The 15038-nt window shown below is 59.2% G+C and carries 16 protein-coding genes and 2 pseudogenes; 5 read left to right on the forward strand and 13 right to left on the reverse strand.

Going from position 1 to position 15038, the window contains the following annotated elements:
• From G3N94_RS34095 to G3N94_RS34105, 3 genes and pseudogenes are all read left to right on the forward strand, one after another.
• A pseudogene (locus G3N94_RS34095) lies at positions 1–188 on the forward strand (ATP-binding protein); the annotation flags it as partial.
• A 30-nt stretch (positions 189–218) separates the two neighbouring features.
• Entirely contained in the window at positions 219–1721 is a 1503-nt protein-coding gene (locus G3N94_RS34100) for a recombinase family protein (protein ID WP_205798238.1), read from the forward strand.
• Positions 1722–1879: 158 nt separating this feature from the next.
• Complete coding sequence (locus tag G3N94_RS34105; protein WP_205798240.1) at positions 1880–3043, forward strand: DUF6602 domain-containing protein; 1164 nt, start codon at positions 1880–1882, stop codon at positions 3041–3043.
• A gap of 170 nt (positions 3044–3213) precedes the next feature.
• On the opposite strand, the gene G3N94_RS34110 is transcribed toward G3N94_RS34105, so the two are convergent.
• The 13 genes from G3N94_RS34110 to G3N94_RS34165 form a co-directional block, all read right to left on the reverse strand.
• Positions 3214–4416: a hypothetical protein gene (locus tag G3N94_RS34110; protein WP_205798242.1), complete on the reverse strand. Its 1203-nt coding sequence runs from the start codon at positions 4414–4416 to the stop codon at positions 3214–3216.
• A gap of 138 nt (positions 4417–4554) precedes the next feature.
• Positions 4555–5169: a hypothetical protein gene (locus G3N94_RS34115; protein WP_205798244.1), complete on the reverse strand. Its 615-nt coding sequence runs from the start codon at positions 5167–5169 to the stop codon at positions 4555–4557.
• 380 nt (positions 5170–5549) lie between these two features.
• A complete protein-coding gene (locus tag G3N94_RS34120; RefSeq protein ID WP_205798246.1) occupies positions 5550–6749 on the reverse strand; it encodes a hypothetical protein in 1200 nt (399 codons plus the stop codon).
• Positions 6750–6754: 5 nt separating this feature from the next.
• Positions 6755–7957 carry a hypothetical protein gene (locus tag G3N94_RS34125; RefSeq protein WP_205798248.1) on the reverse strand — a complete coding sequence of 401 codons (1203 nt, stop codon included), beginning with the start codon at positions 7955–7957 and terminating at the stop codon, positions 6755–6757.
• Complete coding sequence (locus G3N94_RS34130) at positions 7954–8406, reverse strand: GNAT family N-acetyltransferase (protein WP_205798256.1); 453 nt, start codon at positions 8404–8406, stop codon at positions 7954–7956. The genes G3N94_RS34125 and G3N94_RS34130 overlap by 4 nt, the downstream gene beginning before the upstream one ends.
• Positions 8403–8975 (reverse strand): aspartyl/asparaginyl beta-hydroxylase domain-containing protein, encoded by a 573-nt coding sequence (locus G3N94_RS34135; protein ID WP_205798258.1) that lies wholly within the window; start codon positions 8973–8975, stop codon positions 8403–8405. Before G3N94_RS34135 ends, G3N94_RS34130 begins: the two co-directional genes overlap by 4 nt.
• A gap of 25 nt (positions 8976–9000) precedes the next feature.
• Positions 9001–9186, reverse strand: a complete 186-nt coding sequence (locus tag G3N94_RS34140) for a hypothetical protein (protein WP_205798260.1) — start codon at positions 9184–9186, stop codon at positions 9001–9003.
• Between the two features lie 108 nt (positions 9187–9294).
• Positions 9295–10095 carry a hypothetical protein gene (locus tag G3N94_RS34145; RefSeq protein WP_205798262.1) on the reverse strand — a complete coding sequence of 267 codons (801 nt, stop codon included), beginning with the start codon at positions 10093–10095 and terminating at the stop codon, positions 9295–9297.
• Complete coding sequence (locus tag G3N94_RS34150; RefSeq protein WP_205798264.1) at positions 10092–10358, reverse strand: hypothetical protein; 267 nt, start codon at positions 10356–10358, stop codon at positions 10092–10094. The genes G3N94_RS34145 and G3N94_RS34150 overlap by 4 nt, the downstream gene beginning before the upstream one ends.
• 373 nt (positions 10359–10731) lie before the next feature.
• Positions 10732–11169, reverse strand: a complete 438-nt coding sequence (locus G3N94_RS34155) for a hypothetical protein (RefSeq protein WP_205798266.1) — start codon at positions 11167–11169, stop codon at positions 10732–10734.
• Between the two features lie 364 nt (positions 11170–11533).
• Positions 11534–11662, reverse strand: coding sequence for a hypothetical protein (locus G3N94_RS43040; protein ID WP_277398588.1), 129 nt, complete (start codon positions 11660–11662; stop codon positions 11534–11536).
• 78 nt (positions 11663–11740) lie between these two features.
• Positions 11741–12331 carry a recombinase family protein gene (locus tag G3N94_RS34160; RefSeq protein ID WP_205798268.1) on the reverse strand — a complete coding sequence of 197 codons (591 nt, stop codon included), beginning with the start codon at positions 12329–12331 and terminating at the stop codon, positions 11741–11743.
• A gap of 133 nt (positions 12332–12464) precedes the next feature.
• A complete protein-coding gene (locus tag G3N94_RS34165) occupies positions 12465–12755 on the reverse strand; it encodes a hypothetical protein (RefSeq protein WP_205798270.1) in 291 nt (96 codons plus the stop codon).
• A 362-nt stretch (positions 12756–13117) separates the two neighbouring features.
• Between G3N94_RS34165 and G3N94_RS34170 the strand changes: the two genes are divergently transcribed.
• Positions 13118–13618 (forward strand): hypothetical protein, encoded by a 501-nt coding sequence (locus G3N94_RS34170; RefSeq protein ID WP_205798272.1) that lies wholly within the window; start codon positions 13118–13120, stop codon positions 13616–13618.
• Between the two features lie 15 nt (positions 13619–13633).
• Positions 13634–14545, forward strand: a pseudogene (locus tag G3N94_RS34175) (ATP-binding protein); the annotation flags it as partial.
• Positions 14546–15038: the final 493 nt, after the last annotated feature.

Below are 15038 nucleotides of genomic sequence, written 5' to 3' on the forward strand. Positions count from 1 at the left end.
CGGACCTGCCGGCGCTGTGCGCGCACCTGGCCGGCGCACCCGACGGGCGGCTGTCGCCTGTCGCCGCACCGTGCGTCGACGGCCGGCTGGCGTCGGCCGCGCCCGACCTCGCGGACGTGATCGGCCAGCGCGGCGCGCGGCGCGCGCTCGAAGTCGCCGCAGCCGGCGGGCATCACATGCTGATGGTATGTTGTTAGGACCCGCATTATACTCGCGGCATGAAAGCCTATTCTTACCTCCGGTTCTCGACCCCTGAGCAGGCCCAGGGTGACTCCTTCCGACGACAGACCGCCATGGCTGAAGCCTATGCCCAGCAGCACGGCCTAGAGTTAGACACCGCCCTCCGCTTTGCAGACAAGGGCGTGTCGGCTTTTCGGGGCAAGAACGCAACCGGCACGGGGGCGCTAAAGCTGTTCCTCAGGGCCGTGGAGGATGGCGAGATTGAGGCGAATTGCTATCTCCTGGTTGAATCGCTTGACCGCATCACCCGGAACGTCATCACGGATGCGCAGTCGCTGTTCCTCCGCATTGTGAGCGAGGGGGTAACTTTGGTGACCCTCGCGGACGGCAAGGTGTACAGCAAGGCAGCCATTGATGCGAACCCGGTCGATCTGATTATGTCGCTGCTGGTCATGATCCGTGCTCATGAAGAGTCGCTTACCAAGTCAAAGCGCCTCAAACAGGCATGGGCGGGTAAGCGTGCCAAGGTGGAGTCAGAGGGGGCGGTCCTAACATCCAAGGTTCCCGCGTGGCTTCAGGTGGCAGACGGTCGCATCGAAGTAATCGAAGACCGCGCCGCTGTGGTCCGCCGTGTCTTCGCGCTCACCCTAGAGGGCCAGGGGAAAGAGACCATTGCCCGGACGTTCAATGAGGAGGGGATCGCCCCGTTCGGGCGTGCCCAGCAATGGCACGGGTCCTATGTCCACAAAATTCAAACCAACCCGGCCTGCATCGGTACGCTGACAACCCGCACCCTGGAGCACGTCGACGGCAAAGCGCACCGGCAACCTCACGGCACCGTACCGGGCTATTACCCCGCCGTGGTCGACCCCGAAACATTCGCTCGGGTCCAGGCACTAAAAGAGACTTCCGGGAACACTAAGGCCAAGGGCGCGGCCCCGCTTCAGAATGTGCTGGCAGGTTTGGCGGTCTGCCCACTGTGCGCCGCCCGGATGACCCGGGTAACCAAGGGCAGAGGCTCCAAGGCCGGTAAGCCCTATCTGGTCTGCTCCCGAGCCAAGGGCGGCGCGGGGTGCGATTACAAGGCCGTGCGGCTCGATTCAGTAGAGGACGCCATTCGTGGGAGCCACGGCGAGATCACCACCGCCCTGTCCGCTTACGGGTCCGATGGTCTCGCCAACGAGATCGACAATCTCGACGCCGCCGCGATGGCCTTGGAGGAACAGATTGAGGAGCTGGTCGACACGCTGACGGCGGTCGGGCGCTCCCCCGCGATCACTAAGCGACTCCGGGAGCTGGAGACCGAGCTGGAGGAATTGCAGGAAACGATACGGGGCAAGCGTGCCCTACTAGGGACCCGGAGCCTAGCGGCACGTCTCAGGGACCTCCAGGGGGCGCTGGACGGAAGCTCAGTAGCATCCGTCAACACCTCCTTGCGCGAGCTTTTCGCCTCGGTGGTAGTCGATTACCGGGACGGGGCATTGACCATGCAAGCGCATAGCGGGGCCTCGGTGTCCGTAACATACCAGTGGGTCGCGTGATGTGGCCGATAAGCTCGCGTACCCGCTGAAAACGCAGGGGGACTGGCGGACAAAGGCCGTGGTGATTGTTCACGCATAGCGGATCGCGCCACTGTATCCGCGTCGCTTAGAATGTGAGGCATGCGGGGAATGAGTACGCAAATTCGGGGAATAGAACGATGGATGCAAAGCAACTGTTCCGCTCAGTCAGCGACAAAATGCGCAATGAGTTCGAGATGTCGGCGCATTTCGCGCACTTTGGCACTCGCGGAACTGCTCGCGAGGACACGCTTCGCGAGTTTCTTGCAAAAGGGCGGCTCCCTGCCAAGTATGGGTTGGGCAGTGGGGAGGTCGTCGGTCATGTGCGCGATGTATCTAGGCAGTGCGATATCGTTATTTATGACTCGATGTATGGACTCTCCTTGCACTACGCTGAGAATAGCCAAATCTATCCCATCGACTGCGTGTATGGGGTCATCGAAGTTAAGTCCGGGCTGTCTAAGACAGAGTTGATAGACTCCCTAGAGAAAATCAAGGCATTCAAAGAAATAACAATGGGCAGCGCAATCACGCAGCCTATTGGGAACGGATTCACCATGGTCCGTGCCCGACCAAAGCCGTTCGGCGTAGTCTTTGCCTACTCTCTGAGTGGAAATTCACTCGACTCTTTGTGTCAAAACTTGGAGGATTGGGAGTCTAAAAACCCACCCACATCTTGGCCGAATTACATCTGCGTACTAGGTGAAGGCTGCATTTCTCACCAGTCTGGATTCGACAATTGCATAGATAGCGAGACAATAACGGCCGCGTCGATACCAATCGCTCTGAAACACGAAAGTGACAGCCTTTTCAAATTCTATTGCGCAGTTCACGACATGTGCTCGCGCATGAACCTCGGACCAGTTGAGCTGGGACGTTACTTTGATCCCGGCGTTAAGATAGGGCGCTTTTCGGTATTTGGCCGAGCTATAGAAGCCCAGCTAACCATTGATGGTAATGCGTCAGTGTCCGCTCGCCTCAAGGAATCGACGTTAGAAAAAATCGTCGCATGGTGCGCCAAAACCGAGAAAATTCGCCACTCCGACTTATTAAAGAAACGTTTTGGCGCATTACCCGCAGGTGTATCTGAAAACTCTGCGGCTATGGCTACACTGATTTATCTATACAACCCAGACAATTTTCCAGGAATTGATGACCTGCGAGCGAACCCGCCCACAAATATGGAGGATACACCAGAGCCTCACGAAACGTTGCTTCAAATGTTTGAACTTGTGATTGATGGAAATTGCTACGCATTACCTATCGGAAGCCTCCCCCCTTCTGAGTGGGACATAATTGAATAGGCACCGATTCGGCCACCACAATATTCCCTTCCGTGGTTGCGCCTGCTCGAAGCGTTTGCGGACTCGCTCCTAAAGGCGCGTCACCGGCACACGCGTAGAGCTACCGAGAGCACACTGTGCCCAGCAGCTAATGGCACTGCCCGAGCTGCCCAACGCTCCGCGTCGAGGAGTTACGCGGCAGCATCATCGTCCGGATCAATCTGCAGGAAACCGGAAAAATACCGGACGGGCACGTCGCCTAGAAGGCTGCCGGGCTTTCGCTCAACGGATTCTGCAATCAATTCATAGAATGTTTCATTCGGATCGAATCCCCCCACGACTCTTTTGATGGTGTATTCGTACCCTTCAGCTATGGTGTGTACGGGATTTGACTCAGTAGAGGGCTTTTCGTACATAACACGCCCGATATAGACAGTCGGCGGGTCGAATGGCCGATCCTTCGAGGGCACCCTCCGAGTTCCTGAATGCTCCTGCTTTTTTAAAATGAAAGAGACCGCTCGATCCAAACAATATTTCGAATTTTTCTCATTGGCATTACTGGCAGGGAACGCGGCATCGTAAGTAACGGACCACCCATCTTTATAACCCTTACGAAAAACAGCAGGCGTTAGTCGCCTGACATTCTCGAGTTCCGCCGTGTGAATTCCGTACTCCATCGCCTGAATGCGCAAATTATCGAAATCGATTTGTATGTAATCGGTTGGCACCTTCACGTTTTCCGCAATCCACTTCTTGTTTCTTTTCCAATATGGCGCACTCCAGCCGGCGAGCATTAAAAGGCTCAACGTATGCACATTTTGACTCGGGTCGTGATCTCGCCACCCGTACACGTTGTACGCTTCCTCGAACTCGACAAATATCGCCTTGCGCGTTTCGATTAGTGCGTCGAGGTAAGCTCGATTGCCAATTGCTTTTTCCGCTTCTTTCAAATGCTCTTTCGCATGTCCATCTTGCAATAGGTCCGCCATGAAAAGCTCTCTTATGCCTCCCCCCGTCACCGATTTTACAGTGGCCTCGATTGCAACGAGAGCCGCATCGAAGTAGTTCCGGACAGTGATAGGTTCAGCCACCTGGGCATAATGCTTTGTCAAAACCCGCTGCTTGTTAAGCGCCTTCAACGTTCCCGATTTCGGCACGGCTATATTTATCGCCTTCAGCTCAGCTATTAAATCATCGAAGCGCTTACTCTCTAGAGACTTTTCCTCATCCACGCCCCGCTCAATTAAACCAGCATAGAAAACTGTTTCCAGCGCGTCCTGGAGAATAACCAGTCCCGCAGAGGCGAGATACCTGTCACTCGACGCACATAGCGGCTCGGCGCGGTCAAGCAATGTGCGGGCAATGATCAATGAATGGACGGTTGTCTCTTTCATGAAAGCAATCTAATGTGAGTCCGACAGGCGGGTGAGTGCATCTCAGGGAAAATTGGAAAATACCATATCGCGGGTCCCGCAACCCTGCGGTAACAGCAAAATGCTTGATCGCCCCGGCGCGTAGCGAACGCATGCGTCTCAGGGCCTGGGTCTCGCCGCCCACTTTGCGTAGGCCCTCGCTCCCTCTTCCAGAATGCTCTGTTTCGTAATATTCGGATTCAAAATCTGGAGGTCCTTCGCCATCGTCACGTCATTGACCATCAGTTTCCGGCGCTCAATAATGGATTGCAGTTGCTGCCGCTTGCGGGCCTTGTCGGTCGACCGGATGCCGGGGCATTCCCGGGCAATCCAGAGGTCCAGGAGGTCGCACAGAGGTCTGATCAACCCGCCGCGATGGTTGCGCATCTCCAGCAGGTAGCGGACAAAAGGGCGTTCGCTCGGTGTGCAGCTTGCCAAGCGCTCGCCAAGCGCCAATACCTTGTCGGAGGGCGACCGCCCCGAGGGCAGCTTGATTCCCTGTGTCCGCGCTTTCGCCTTGGTGAGGATTTCGCCGGTCTCCAGGTCAATCCAAGTATCCGGGACGGCCTGGGTCACGGGGGGCATGGCCTTCGTGACCTTCCAGCCTGCGGCCCGCAACCGCTCCTTGGGGACCGCCTTGTATTCACCTACGATCGCATATCGCGGCGAGTCTTCGGGGGGAGTCTGCATCGCTACGGCGCTGACCGCCTGTAATTCTTCGTTGTCGATCTTCATTCAAAAATTCTCAGATTTCGCTGTTTAACAGCAATTCTCAAAAGCCCAAACCCTTACGGGATGGGCCTCTCCGATGTTTCGCCTATAAGATAAGAAAGGGCACTCGGTGGACAGGGGACAGCCAGGGGACCACAGGCCCTCGGGTATCCCATGGGATTCCATGGCTCAGGGAAGAGACCGCCCATAAGTGATAAACCGTTATCGGATACACACATGCCCATAGGCTAGACACCCCCAGGCCCGCCCGAGGCAGAGCAAATGACCGAGCCTGTCTCGGGGTTCCCTGGGGAATGCTCGGAACGACCTACATTGATGACCACCATTGATGGTCTACATTGACGGTCGTCACTGGTCTCAATCCGGTAGGTTCCACGCTTCGCTTATTGCACGTAGCTCATCCCATTACCTCGGATCGGCCCAGCGCTCCCGCCTCTGCTCAGGACTCCCCCAGGTCCCGGGAAAACGTTGCTGGTCCCTTGCGTAGCAAAGCCCGTGGGCGGCGCGGGGTTCCCCTTGTCGACCTGGGATTGTTGATACGACTGATAGCGCTGCAGGGCTTCTAGACGCCGTTGCAGGAACGGAATCAACACCGTCTCGCGGTCTGCTGAGATGCCAGGAACGTCAGCGCCAAGCATCTTTGCCTGCTGGTCAGTAACGACCCCGGACTTCTGTGCGTCCTGTGCGAGCTGCGTATCGACAAGCGCGTTTTGGATGACGTTGTTGCCCTGGGCGCTCTCGGTGCCGAAAAAGTTAGCAACGCCCGGGAAAGCCCCCGCCCACTGTGAGGTCCATGCGTTCCGCTGCGCAGCCTGCTGCTGTGCGACTTCCAGTGCCCTTTGGACCGTGGCGATAGCTTGGTTCGTCTGTTGGAGCTTCGGTCCATATGTCGCCGCTTGTGCTCGGTCGTTCTGCGCCTGCTGCGCCTGACTCCTGAGGTTCTGCAAAGCCACCTCTTTGTTCAGCGCCATCTGGTTCTGCAGCATGGTTCGACCCAGCATGAAGTTGGCGACCTGGGCATTCGGCACGACCTGCGGGGACTGCCCAGGCAGTTGGACCATGCTGAACGCCCCGTCTGCCAGTGGCATGGCCTTGGGCGTGTTCAGGTCCCGTTGCTGGTTGAGCGTCTGGTCGAATGCACCGTTAAACGCCTGCCCCGCCGCTCCCATGCCCTTTTGCAGGTTGTCCGCTCCCAGCATTGCGCTACCGGCTGCAATGAGTCCGTTGTTCAGCGACATGCTCGGGTCGGCCGCCTGCCGCTGGAATATGGTCTGAATGCTCGGACCTACGGGACCCAGGGGGGCCGCTGGGGACATGGGACCGCCCTGCATAGCTTGGCTCAAGGGTGTAACCATGCTTTGCGGCCCCGCCATGGCATCCGAGATCGGCGTTGGCGTTGAAACAGGCTGCGGGTTGTTAGAGGCGTTGCTCATCGCGTTACTGAGGTAACTCGGGAGACCGCTTTTGTCCGGGTACCCCGTCTGATACTCCTGCATCGCCTGGGCGAGATACGCGGGAAGCTGGTCGTTACCGAGGCCCAGCGGACCAGCGTTGAACTGGTCTGAGTAGTCTTGATATGCCATTGTGCTTACCCCGTAGTGAAGCCGAAGGTGTTACCGCCGCCCGAGTAGTAGCTCGATCCAGTGTTGGAGGGCACGGAGTAGCCCATGGAACCCATGGCCCCGTAGCTGCTGTTCGAGCCGTTCATGTAACCGCCTAGCTTCTGCTGGATGCCATAACCGAGCATCCCGCCACCCGCAGCACCCTGGATGGCACCACCAGCGACACTCGGACCAACCGAGCTGACAGGAGCACCGCCCCACTTACCGTTGATAACACTCTCGTAGTTACCGATGAGGTTAAGTGGTACGTTCTCCTGATCGTAGAACTGTTGCTGATTCGCCGTGTCGACGTTCTGCTGCTGGTTCTGGTACAGACTGCCCGCAGCGTTGAGCTGGTCGAAGTTGTTTCCGTTCGCCTGCTGTCCGTTGAGGAGCGCCGAGTTACCGAGCTGGAACGCGTTACCGACTTGCTGGTTCGCACCGAGGGCACGGTTCTGGTTGGCGTTGTACTGGTTCTGCGCCATCGTCAGCCCGTTATTGAAGAACTGGCTTCGAATGTTTGATGCTGTGTCCGCCATCTGCTGCGAAGCGTTACGCTGCAGGATGGCCTGGGTAACCCCCGTGCGAGTCGAGTCCGTATTACCGGAACCCGCTGCGTTCAGCGCGAGCGATGGAAGCTGGGTCTCGTTGAGGTCCCGGGACACATCTCGGTTCGCTGCGTCGATCATCTGGTCGACGTATGGGTTGTTCGCGTACTGGCTGGCGGTACTGAGGAAACCTTGGGTCGGGTCCTGCTGAGCCGCCGTGAGAAGCGATTGGGCATTGCTGCCGTAGTTCGACCCAGCATTCGACATACCCATACCAGTGTTGTAGAACTGGTTGGCTGTCGCTTGGCCGTTACCGTTGGCCCATGCGGCTGATTGGTCAGCACCCTGGGTCTGGTACGGATTCAGACCGGCGACCCGTTCACCCGTATAAGCGCCCTGCTTCAGCGCTGCGTCGAGGGCGTCCTGGGCCGGTTGGAAGCCGTGTTGAACGAAAGGTTGCGCAGCACTCCAAGGCGCGTTGGAGTTCGCTGCTGCGGACGCTGCTGCGTCTGCTTGGTTACTGGACGAGATTGCGTTGCCGATAGCGCCGATAGCGCTTGCACCGACTGTCGCGGCTGCTACGTTCAAGCCCTTGGCGAGGTTCATCGCTGGGCAGAGGATGTTGAGAATTGTTTTGATCAAACGAGGACCTTGGAAAAGAGTCGTTCGGTTTCGTGCCACCCCATGCGCTCAAAGAGGCGGCTCATGTCCAAGTGGAGCTTGGTGCCCGTGAATAGCTTCTTGACGCCCCGCGTCTTCAGGGTCTTCTCCACGTACTTGAAGAGCTTGACGCCCACCCACCCCTGCCGGTGCTCCGGTTGGATGTAGTACACGTCGGTGAAGCCGTGAAGGTCGTTCTTGTAATGGAGATGCGGGCGGACGAGACTGATGTGATAGCCGACGATCTTCCCGGCCTCGCGGGCGGTCACGATATGCAGCGCACCGGCATCGGCAAACGCCGCATACTGCTGGTAGTCGGGGGCCAGCTTGATGGATTCGCGGTTGATGGCGACCTCCTCCCAATGGGCGGGCCACAGCGCTTCCATCTCCGACACGATTTCGCGCCACTGCTCTACTTGATAGGTAATCACGATTTGGATGTCCGAATGTCGACGACCATGTGAATGCGGTCGCAGGGGGAGTTGTTGATAACTTCGTGCTCTTCGGCGTTTTGGAACCACCACGTCTCGCCCGAGGCCATGTAGACATCCTCATCGCCTGCCCGGAAGTACACCCCGGGGGCACTCTGGAGCACGACATGGAAACGGTCGTAATACTCGGCATGCGCCGGGGTGTCGGCATGCGGGAAGATTCGGCCACCGGGGGCAATCTTGTTGATCATCACGCGCCCGAGACGCTCACCGCCAACGCGAGCCATGAGGCCCATGACGATGGGGCGGGCTTCCGGGAGGGCCTTATAGACCTCCTGGTCGACGCATTCGTGTTGGTCGAAGTTGGCTAGGTGTTTCGCCAAGGCTTCCTCGGTCTCATGCACCGAGCGCGGCGGGAACCGGAGAATGATCGACTCGATCTGCCCGAACGGGCCTTGTGCGTAGTCGCGGAGGTACGTGTCTTCCCGCCAGATTCCCGGGCGTCGTTGGATGGCGAGATTGAGCGGCATGGTGTCCAGACCGTTCGCGATTCGTAGGAAATTCTTCATTGGCTTTCTCGGTTGAATGGGTTGGTTAGGCTGCTTCCATACGCATCAGCATCGACAGTTGGTCAGCGAAGCGGATCGCAGCCTCGGGGGTCATTTGCGGCTCCTCGCCTGTCATGTGGCGCAGATAGTTCATAGCGGCGGCTGCACGGTCTTCGTGCTGTTGGCCTTCGTGCTGTTGGCCTTCGTGCTGTTGGTCTTGAAAGTTGGTCATGTTGTGTCTTTGGTTACGGTGGTGGAGAAAGACCCGATTGCCGGGTCGGTATGCGGGCCTAGAACAGGCTCGCGGGGAGTTACTAGGGGTAGGTTGGGGTTGCGGCTGTCAGGCCCCGATACACGCCAGTAGCGCGGTAACGTGCTGCTCATACTCGCGGGCCTTGGCGTCCAGGGATTCCCGAAGAGTTCGCAGGGATTCCGCCTCAGGCGTTCCCATTTCTGCGTTCTGTCGGATCAGCGACCACTCATGCTCGGTCGGCTCGGGATCGAATGCGCCGTCTGGGAAACGGTTCGCGGGCCGCTGGGCACGGTTCGTATCGGGGTTGAACTGGTTCCGCTTCATGCCGTTGACCACGCGGGGCATTACGAGCGTGTTGGCAAAGCAATGGAGTCCGGATGCGACGCGCTTACCAAGGGAATCCTTGGCGATCTTCGGCACCGCGTGGTCAATCTCGTAACCCTCGGGGCATGTCCCGTACAGCCGCTGCAGCGCTTCGCGCTCGAGGACATACCAGCCGGTCATGTTTCCGCCTGTCTTCTTACGCCAGTCGATTGCAGCGACCGATTCACGCTTGCGTCCCCGGAAGTCGGCACTGCTGGCGAAGCGCTGCGCTCGCTGGTCCCGCGCATACGCTCGCTCTGCCTTGCGATACGCTGGGTCCTCTCGACGCTTCGATAACGCTATGACGGCGTTTTCGCGAACATGCGCTCGGTACTCCGGGTCGCTACGGTAGCGCTCGGCTGCTGCCGCGTTTTTGGGGGCGTTGCGCTCCGACTGGCACAGCAAACATGCTCGGGTGCTCGCATAGTGCATCTGCTCGCCGTGATGGATGCAGACCGCCACAAAGGTCAGTTCGCCTCGCTCGCGGGCTTCGCGGGCCTGGGCGCTCTTGCTCCGTGACGTCATCGTTGCTCGTTCTCCGGGGCGGTTGCTGCTGTCATTTCTTCACGCTTCTGACGCTCGTAAGCCGCTCGCTTGTGATCAGCGACGCATGCGCGGCACGTCCCCTGTCCGGCCGTACCGAAGACCGTCAAACCGTGCTTGTGACACGTGAATAGGAATGACTTCAGACCGGCTTTTCGGGCAGCTTCACGTGCTGCGGTTTTCGTCCCGCGCTTCACATACGGTCGGATGATCGGAATTTCCTCCGTGCGTGCTTGGTAGTTCATTGCGTATTCCATTTCGTAGGTGATTCATCAAAAAATTTCAGTCGACGCCCGGTGACGTACAGACGTGCGAATGCCTCGCCGGGGTTCCCTGAGGGACCTGGAGCGGGCTGGCGTGATTCGGTATGGAGTTGTGACCTGAAGCGGTCGGAGCGGATAAAACGGTGTTGCGGAGATGTGCGGCGGGTCGATCTAGCAGGGGATGCCGTCGACGGTCTTTCCTCTTGCTGGTACGGAAATTGTGGATGTGGTTGTTTCCGCAACGGAAAATCTAGAGAACACCTAGCGTCCCGGCGAGCGCGTGGCGCTATCCCGCAGCGGGGCCTTCCCCCTAAGTGTCGAGTTTGTGGATGCCGTTGATTTCAAAGGCGACGCATTAGACAGAATCTAGCTTCGCCAGAGGGCGCTCGGTGGTGTCAGCATCGGCCATGCGTTGCGCTTTCCGCTGCTCCCGTTCGATTTCATAGCGCCTCCATTCCTCACGGAGCTTTGCTATGCGGGTGCGGGACTCTGCCTCTTTCCTTTCCTGATACGCGCGGGCAGATGCTTCAAGCGCCTCCTCACGCCGCAGACCCAGGAATCGTTTAGGCGGTCTGACTTTGTGCTTCTCCGCCAATGCCGCTGCTGCTTTGTCCCGCTTGGCCTGTCGGGCTTCGACCGTCATCTGTCGGCAACCGATGCACCCGCCGTGACGTGAATCGCTCTCAGCCTGCTCGCCGTGGATCGCGCACGGCCATACGAAGGTTTCCGCGCCGGACTCCAGGGCTTCCCGCTGGGCTTGGCGTTTCTCTTTGGCTGCTGGTGTGAATCGCATTATTACTGACCACTCCGGAGACCGAGGAAGAAAAATTTTTTCCTTCAGGGGTCGCGGTGTTTCTCCTATGGGAAGGATTTAGTGGATGTTGTTGATTTCAAAGGTGTTGCATTAGATACGCCACGGAACCAACACTTCCTCAAAATACGCGTGTTTTAGGTGTATTTTTCTTCAAAAGGTGAGCTTCGGGGAATCCCAGAGATCGGCACAAGAGGCCGACCGCCTGTCGAAAGGACGCATCGTCAAACAGCCGCAACCATTTATTCTTACTGTCAACACGTCCGACCGCCTGTTTAAAAGCCGCACCGTTAATCTGCTGAGACTATTGATTCCGGGGCTAAGGCGGTGCGTTACCTCCCCAGCGTTACCCCAGGACCGTTACCGCCCCCTCGCCCCATTCCACCGCATTGCCCTCATCGGTGTGCCAGAGAATGTCCTCATCATTCTCCCAGCCGCTGTCCGTATCGATGATCAAAACGTAATCGTGACTCACTTGCTAAACCCCTTTGTTGGCCTTGGTTACTTGTTTTTGTTGTGCCCCTGAGAATCCCCGGGGGCCTGCGCACATCTGTTAGGCTGCTGCGCAGTAACGCTTAACTGTCGCGACGCTGATCCCGAAGTGTTCTGAGGTCGCTGCGATGCTCGCTCCGTGCTCTGCCCGCCATGCCACTACTTCGGTTGCGTCCGCTGCCTTGGGGCGTCCCATGTCTTTCCCTTGGGCCTTGGCGCTCTCGATCCCGCGCTTCTGCATCTCGCGCCGGTTGAGGTAATCGGCCTCGCCCTGAGCAGCCATGAACGCCAGCACAGCGTCCCGCGTGGCCTTGGAAATTGCATCGGTAGCGGTGCCGTCAAAGACCATCCCGTTCATCGTGCAGACGACCTTGACGCCCGCGTCCATCAGGTGGCGCATGGTCCTGTGCAGTTCGTCGTATCGACGGGAGATGCGGTCCAGCCAGCGCACGTACAGCACACCGCCGTCCGATAGCTTGTCCAGAACCCGCTTCCACTCAGGGCGGTCTTCGGGGGCTACGTGGTAGCCGCTCACCCCCTCGTCAATGTGGATATGCTTGGCATGCACGCCTTGCTTCGCTGCATCGTCGTACTGGCTCGCTGACGTTTGGCCGTCAGTCGTCGAAATGCGTCCGTAGTAGACGGTCTTCATCGTGGTCTCGCCCGTAGATAGCTCAAAACTTCAATAGCTCAATACTACGAGTAGCTCAAATTACAGTCAACCTTTTGAGCCAATTTATTTTGCCGTCGACAGGCTGGCGCATTGGGTACACCTTGTGAGCCAGTCAATTGAATGGACGAGCAGGCATCCCGTGGATAGCCCAGGAGACCAAGTTGGCCCCGATACCCAATACGAGCAGTGCCACAACAAACCAAAGGAACACGTTCTGCAGGACCGGAAGCACCTTGTTGAAGAAGAAGCCCAGGACCACCCCCAAGGCCCAAAGGGGAACCCGGACAATGAGGAGGGCCATATCGATAGGCCATGCAACCACTAGCGCCAGCTTGAGCAGCAGACCGTGCGCAGCAACGGCCAGGAGGATCAGGAACAGTAGAACGGCAATGAGGATTAGCATGTTTGGTCTCGTCGTTGTGTAGTCGCATCCGTGCTGCTCGGCGCGTGGTTCAATCGCCAATTTATTTCGGGCCGGATTTCCCCAAGTACCGGGGGTGGTCGCGTTTCGCGGACTTCAAAAACTCCGGTAAAGCTTGAGCCGCCGTTGTTGTTGTTCGACCTTGTGAGTGAGAGCCTCCCGCCGGAAATTTCCGTTAGGTTCCCGCAAGGTACCCCCCTGCCCACCCCCGACATCTCGCGGAAACAGGGGGCCATGTTTTCCAAAGGGGTCCCCCCCGGTAGAGGCGCGGCCTGCTGTATCACTTTCTGGCCCCTCGCGGTGCCCTGAGCACACGGGGCCTCACTTGGAGCCTCAGGATTTCCATGGTCAAGATTGAGACGCCGAAAGGCACCGCTAGTGAGTTGCAGTTGGTGCATCCTGACACCCGGTTCGACCCGGAGGGCAAGTACAAGGCACGCATCACGCTCAGTGCTTTCGATGCGGCGGCGCTGATTGGTGTCTTCAAGGAAGAGGCGATCAACGAACTTGGCCCGAAGAAAGCGTCGAAAGCAAAGATGCCCGGAAATAAGCTGGAGGACGGCGCATATCAGTTCAGCTTCAAGAGCAAAGCGAAGCCAAGGATTTACGACTCGAATGGCACCCTGCTTGAGCCAGCGACGGTTGAAGCTCTGCGCATCGGCATGGGTTCGACCATTCGCATCAACGGGGAAGCCAAGGCATACGAGAACGGCGCGATCATCGGAGTCACGCTGTACCTGCATGAAGTCCAGGTCATCCACTTGGTACGGTCGCCGGACTGTGGCTTCGAAGCTGATGCCGAAGGATCGTTTGTTATCGGGGCCAACCGCCTGCCTGATTGCTAGAACGGTCGGGTGTATGCCGTCCAGTGGGCGTCTCCCGTGGGGTCTCATCATCCCTCCATGCTGATGGTCGGGCCGCCCGGCGCGGGCAAGTCGATGCTGGCGGCCCGGCTGCCGGGGCTGCTGCCGCCGCTGACCGACGACGAGGCGCTGACGTCGGCCGCGCTGCTGTCGGCGAGCCGCGTCGGTTTCTCGCCAGCACAGTGGCGGCAGCGGCCGTTCCGCTCGCCGCACCACTCGTCGAGTGCCGCCGCACTGGTCGGCGGCCGCAATCCGCCGCAGCCGGGCGAGATCACGCTCGCGCACCTCGGCGTGCTGTTCCTCGACGAGCTGCCGGAATTCGACCGGCACGTGCTGGAAATGCTGCGCGAACCGCTCGAAGCGGGCCGCATCACGATTTCCCGCGTGGCGATGCAGGCGGATTTCCCCGCCGCGTGCCAGTTGATCGCCGCGATGAACCCGTGCCCGTGCGGCTGGCTCGGCGATCCGTCCGGCCGCTGCCGCTGCTCGCCGGACGTCGCCGCGCGCTACCTGCGCAAGCTGTCCGGCCCGCTGCTCGACCGCATCGACATCCAGATCGACCTGCCCGCGCTCACGCCGGCCGAACTCGCGGCGCGGGCGTCGGCGCCCGGCGAGCCGAGCGCCGCGGTCGCTGAGCGGGTTGCTCAGGCGCGCGCGCTGCAGCTCGACCGCCAGGGCAAGACCAATCACATGCTGACCGGCCGCGAGACCGACGAGCTGTGCCGGCCGACCGATGAAGGCGAGCGCCTGCTGAGAGAGGCTGGCGAGCGATTCGGCTGGTCGGCGCGCGCGTATTACCGCGTGCTGAAGGTCGCGCGGACGATCGCCGATCTGGCCGGCGACCCGCTTCCGACCGCCGCGCAGATCGCCGAGGCGATCCGCTACCGGCGCGCGCTGACGGCCCTTTGAGGACAATATCCAGCTGTCAAGACTTGACTTATGCACAATTCCGCGCATCCAGGGCCCGCCGGCACCTCACCGCATCCTGCGGGATGCGTCTTACGCACACCCTTGTTTTTATTGACTTTTCGAAAGCGGCCCGAACGCGCGAAAACCGGCCGGAAGGCCTTCCGGCGCGGGTGGCGGGCATCGTGCACGAACTTTTCAACAAAGTTATCCACATGCACTGTGGATAGGCGAAAAACTCCCGCAAAATCCGGCGATTAGCGTCGAATGCTGCGAAGGAACTTTCAGTTCCCGCCGCGCTCTGAAGCGCCCTCGCCGGCCCGTTTCAGTCGAGCTTCAGCGAACCGAAGAACTGGTCGAGTTGCTCCTGTGCGACCGGCGCGTCGGAGATCACGACCGCCTGGTACGCATGCCGGCCGCGCGCCGCGAACCGCGCGACGATCGTCTTGCGCGCGCGGTCCTGCGCGGCGGCCGCACCGGCCACGCGCAGCTCGAG

This window comes from Burkholderia sp. Ac-20353, assembly GCF_017104785.1.
Classification (GTDB): Bacteria; Pseudomonadota; Gammaproteobacteria; order Burkholderiales; family Burkholderiaceae; genus Burkholderia.

Bases quoted from the DNA above. Each gene is read 5' to 3' on its own strand.
- G3N94_RS34140 (WP_205798260.1), bottom strand. From the start codon at position 9,186: ATGACCAACTTTCAAGACCAACAGCACGAAGGCCAACAGCACGAAGGC.
- G3N94_RS34135 (WP_205798258.1), bottom strand. From the start codon at position 8,975: ATGAAGAATTTCCTACGAATCGCGAACGGTCTGGACACCATGCCGCTC.
- G3N94_RS34115 (WP_205798244.1), bottom strand. From the start codon at position 5,169: ATGAAGATCGACAACGAAGAATTACAGGCGGTCAGCGCCGTAGCGATG.
- G3N94_RS34145 (WP_205798262.1), bottom strand. From the start codon at position 10,095: ATGACGTCACGGAGCAAGAGCGCCCAGGCCCGCGAAGCCCGCGAGCGA.
- G3N94_RS34105 (WP_205798240.1), top strand. From the start codon at position 1,880: ATGGATGCAAAGCAACTGTTCCGCTCAGTCAGCGACAAAATGCGCAAT.
- G3N94_RS34165 (WP_205798270.1), bottom strand. From the start codon at position 12,755: ATGCTAATCCTCATTGCCGTTCTACTGTTCCTGATCCTCCTGGCCGTT.
- G3N94_RS34150 (WP_205798264.1), bottom strand. From the start codon at position 10,358: ATGAACTACCAAGCACGCACGGAGGAAATTCCGATCATCCGACCGTAT.
- G3N94_RS34100 (WP_205798238.1), top strand. From the start codon at position 219: ATGAAAGCCTATTCTTACCTCCGGTTCTCGACCCCTGAGCAGGCCCAG.
- G3N94_RS34170 (WP_205798272.1), top strand. From the start codon at position 13,118: ATGGTCAAGATTGAGACGCCGAAAGGCACCGCTAGTGAGTTGCAGTTG.
- G3N94_RS34160 (WP_205798268.1), bottom strand. From the start codon at position 12,331: ATGAAGACCGTCTACTACGGACGCATTTCGACGACTGACGGCCAAACG.
- G3N94_RS34110 (WP_205798242.1), bottom strand. From the start codon at position 4,416: ATGAAAGAGACAACCGTCCATTCATTGATCATTGCCCGCACATTGCTT.
- G3N94_RS34155 (WP_205798266.1), bottom strand. From the start codon at position 11,169: ATGCGATTCACACCAGCAGCCAAAGAGAAACGCCAAGCCCAGCGGGAA.
- G3N94_RS34120 (WP_205798246.1), bottom strand. From the start codon at position 6,749: ATGGCATATCAAGACTACTCAGACCAGTTCAACGCTGGTCCGCTGGGC.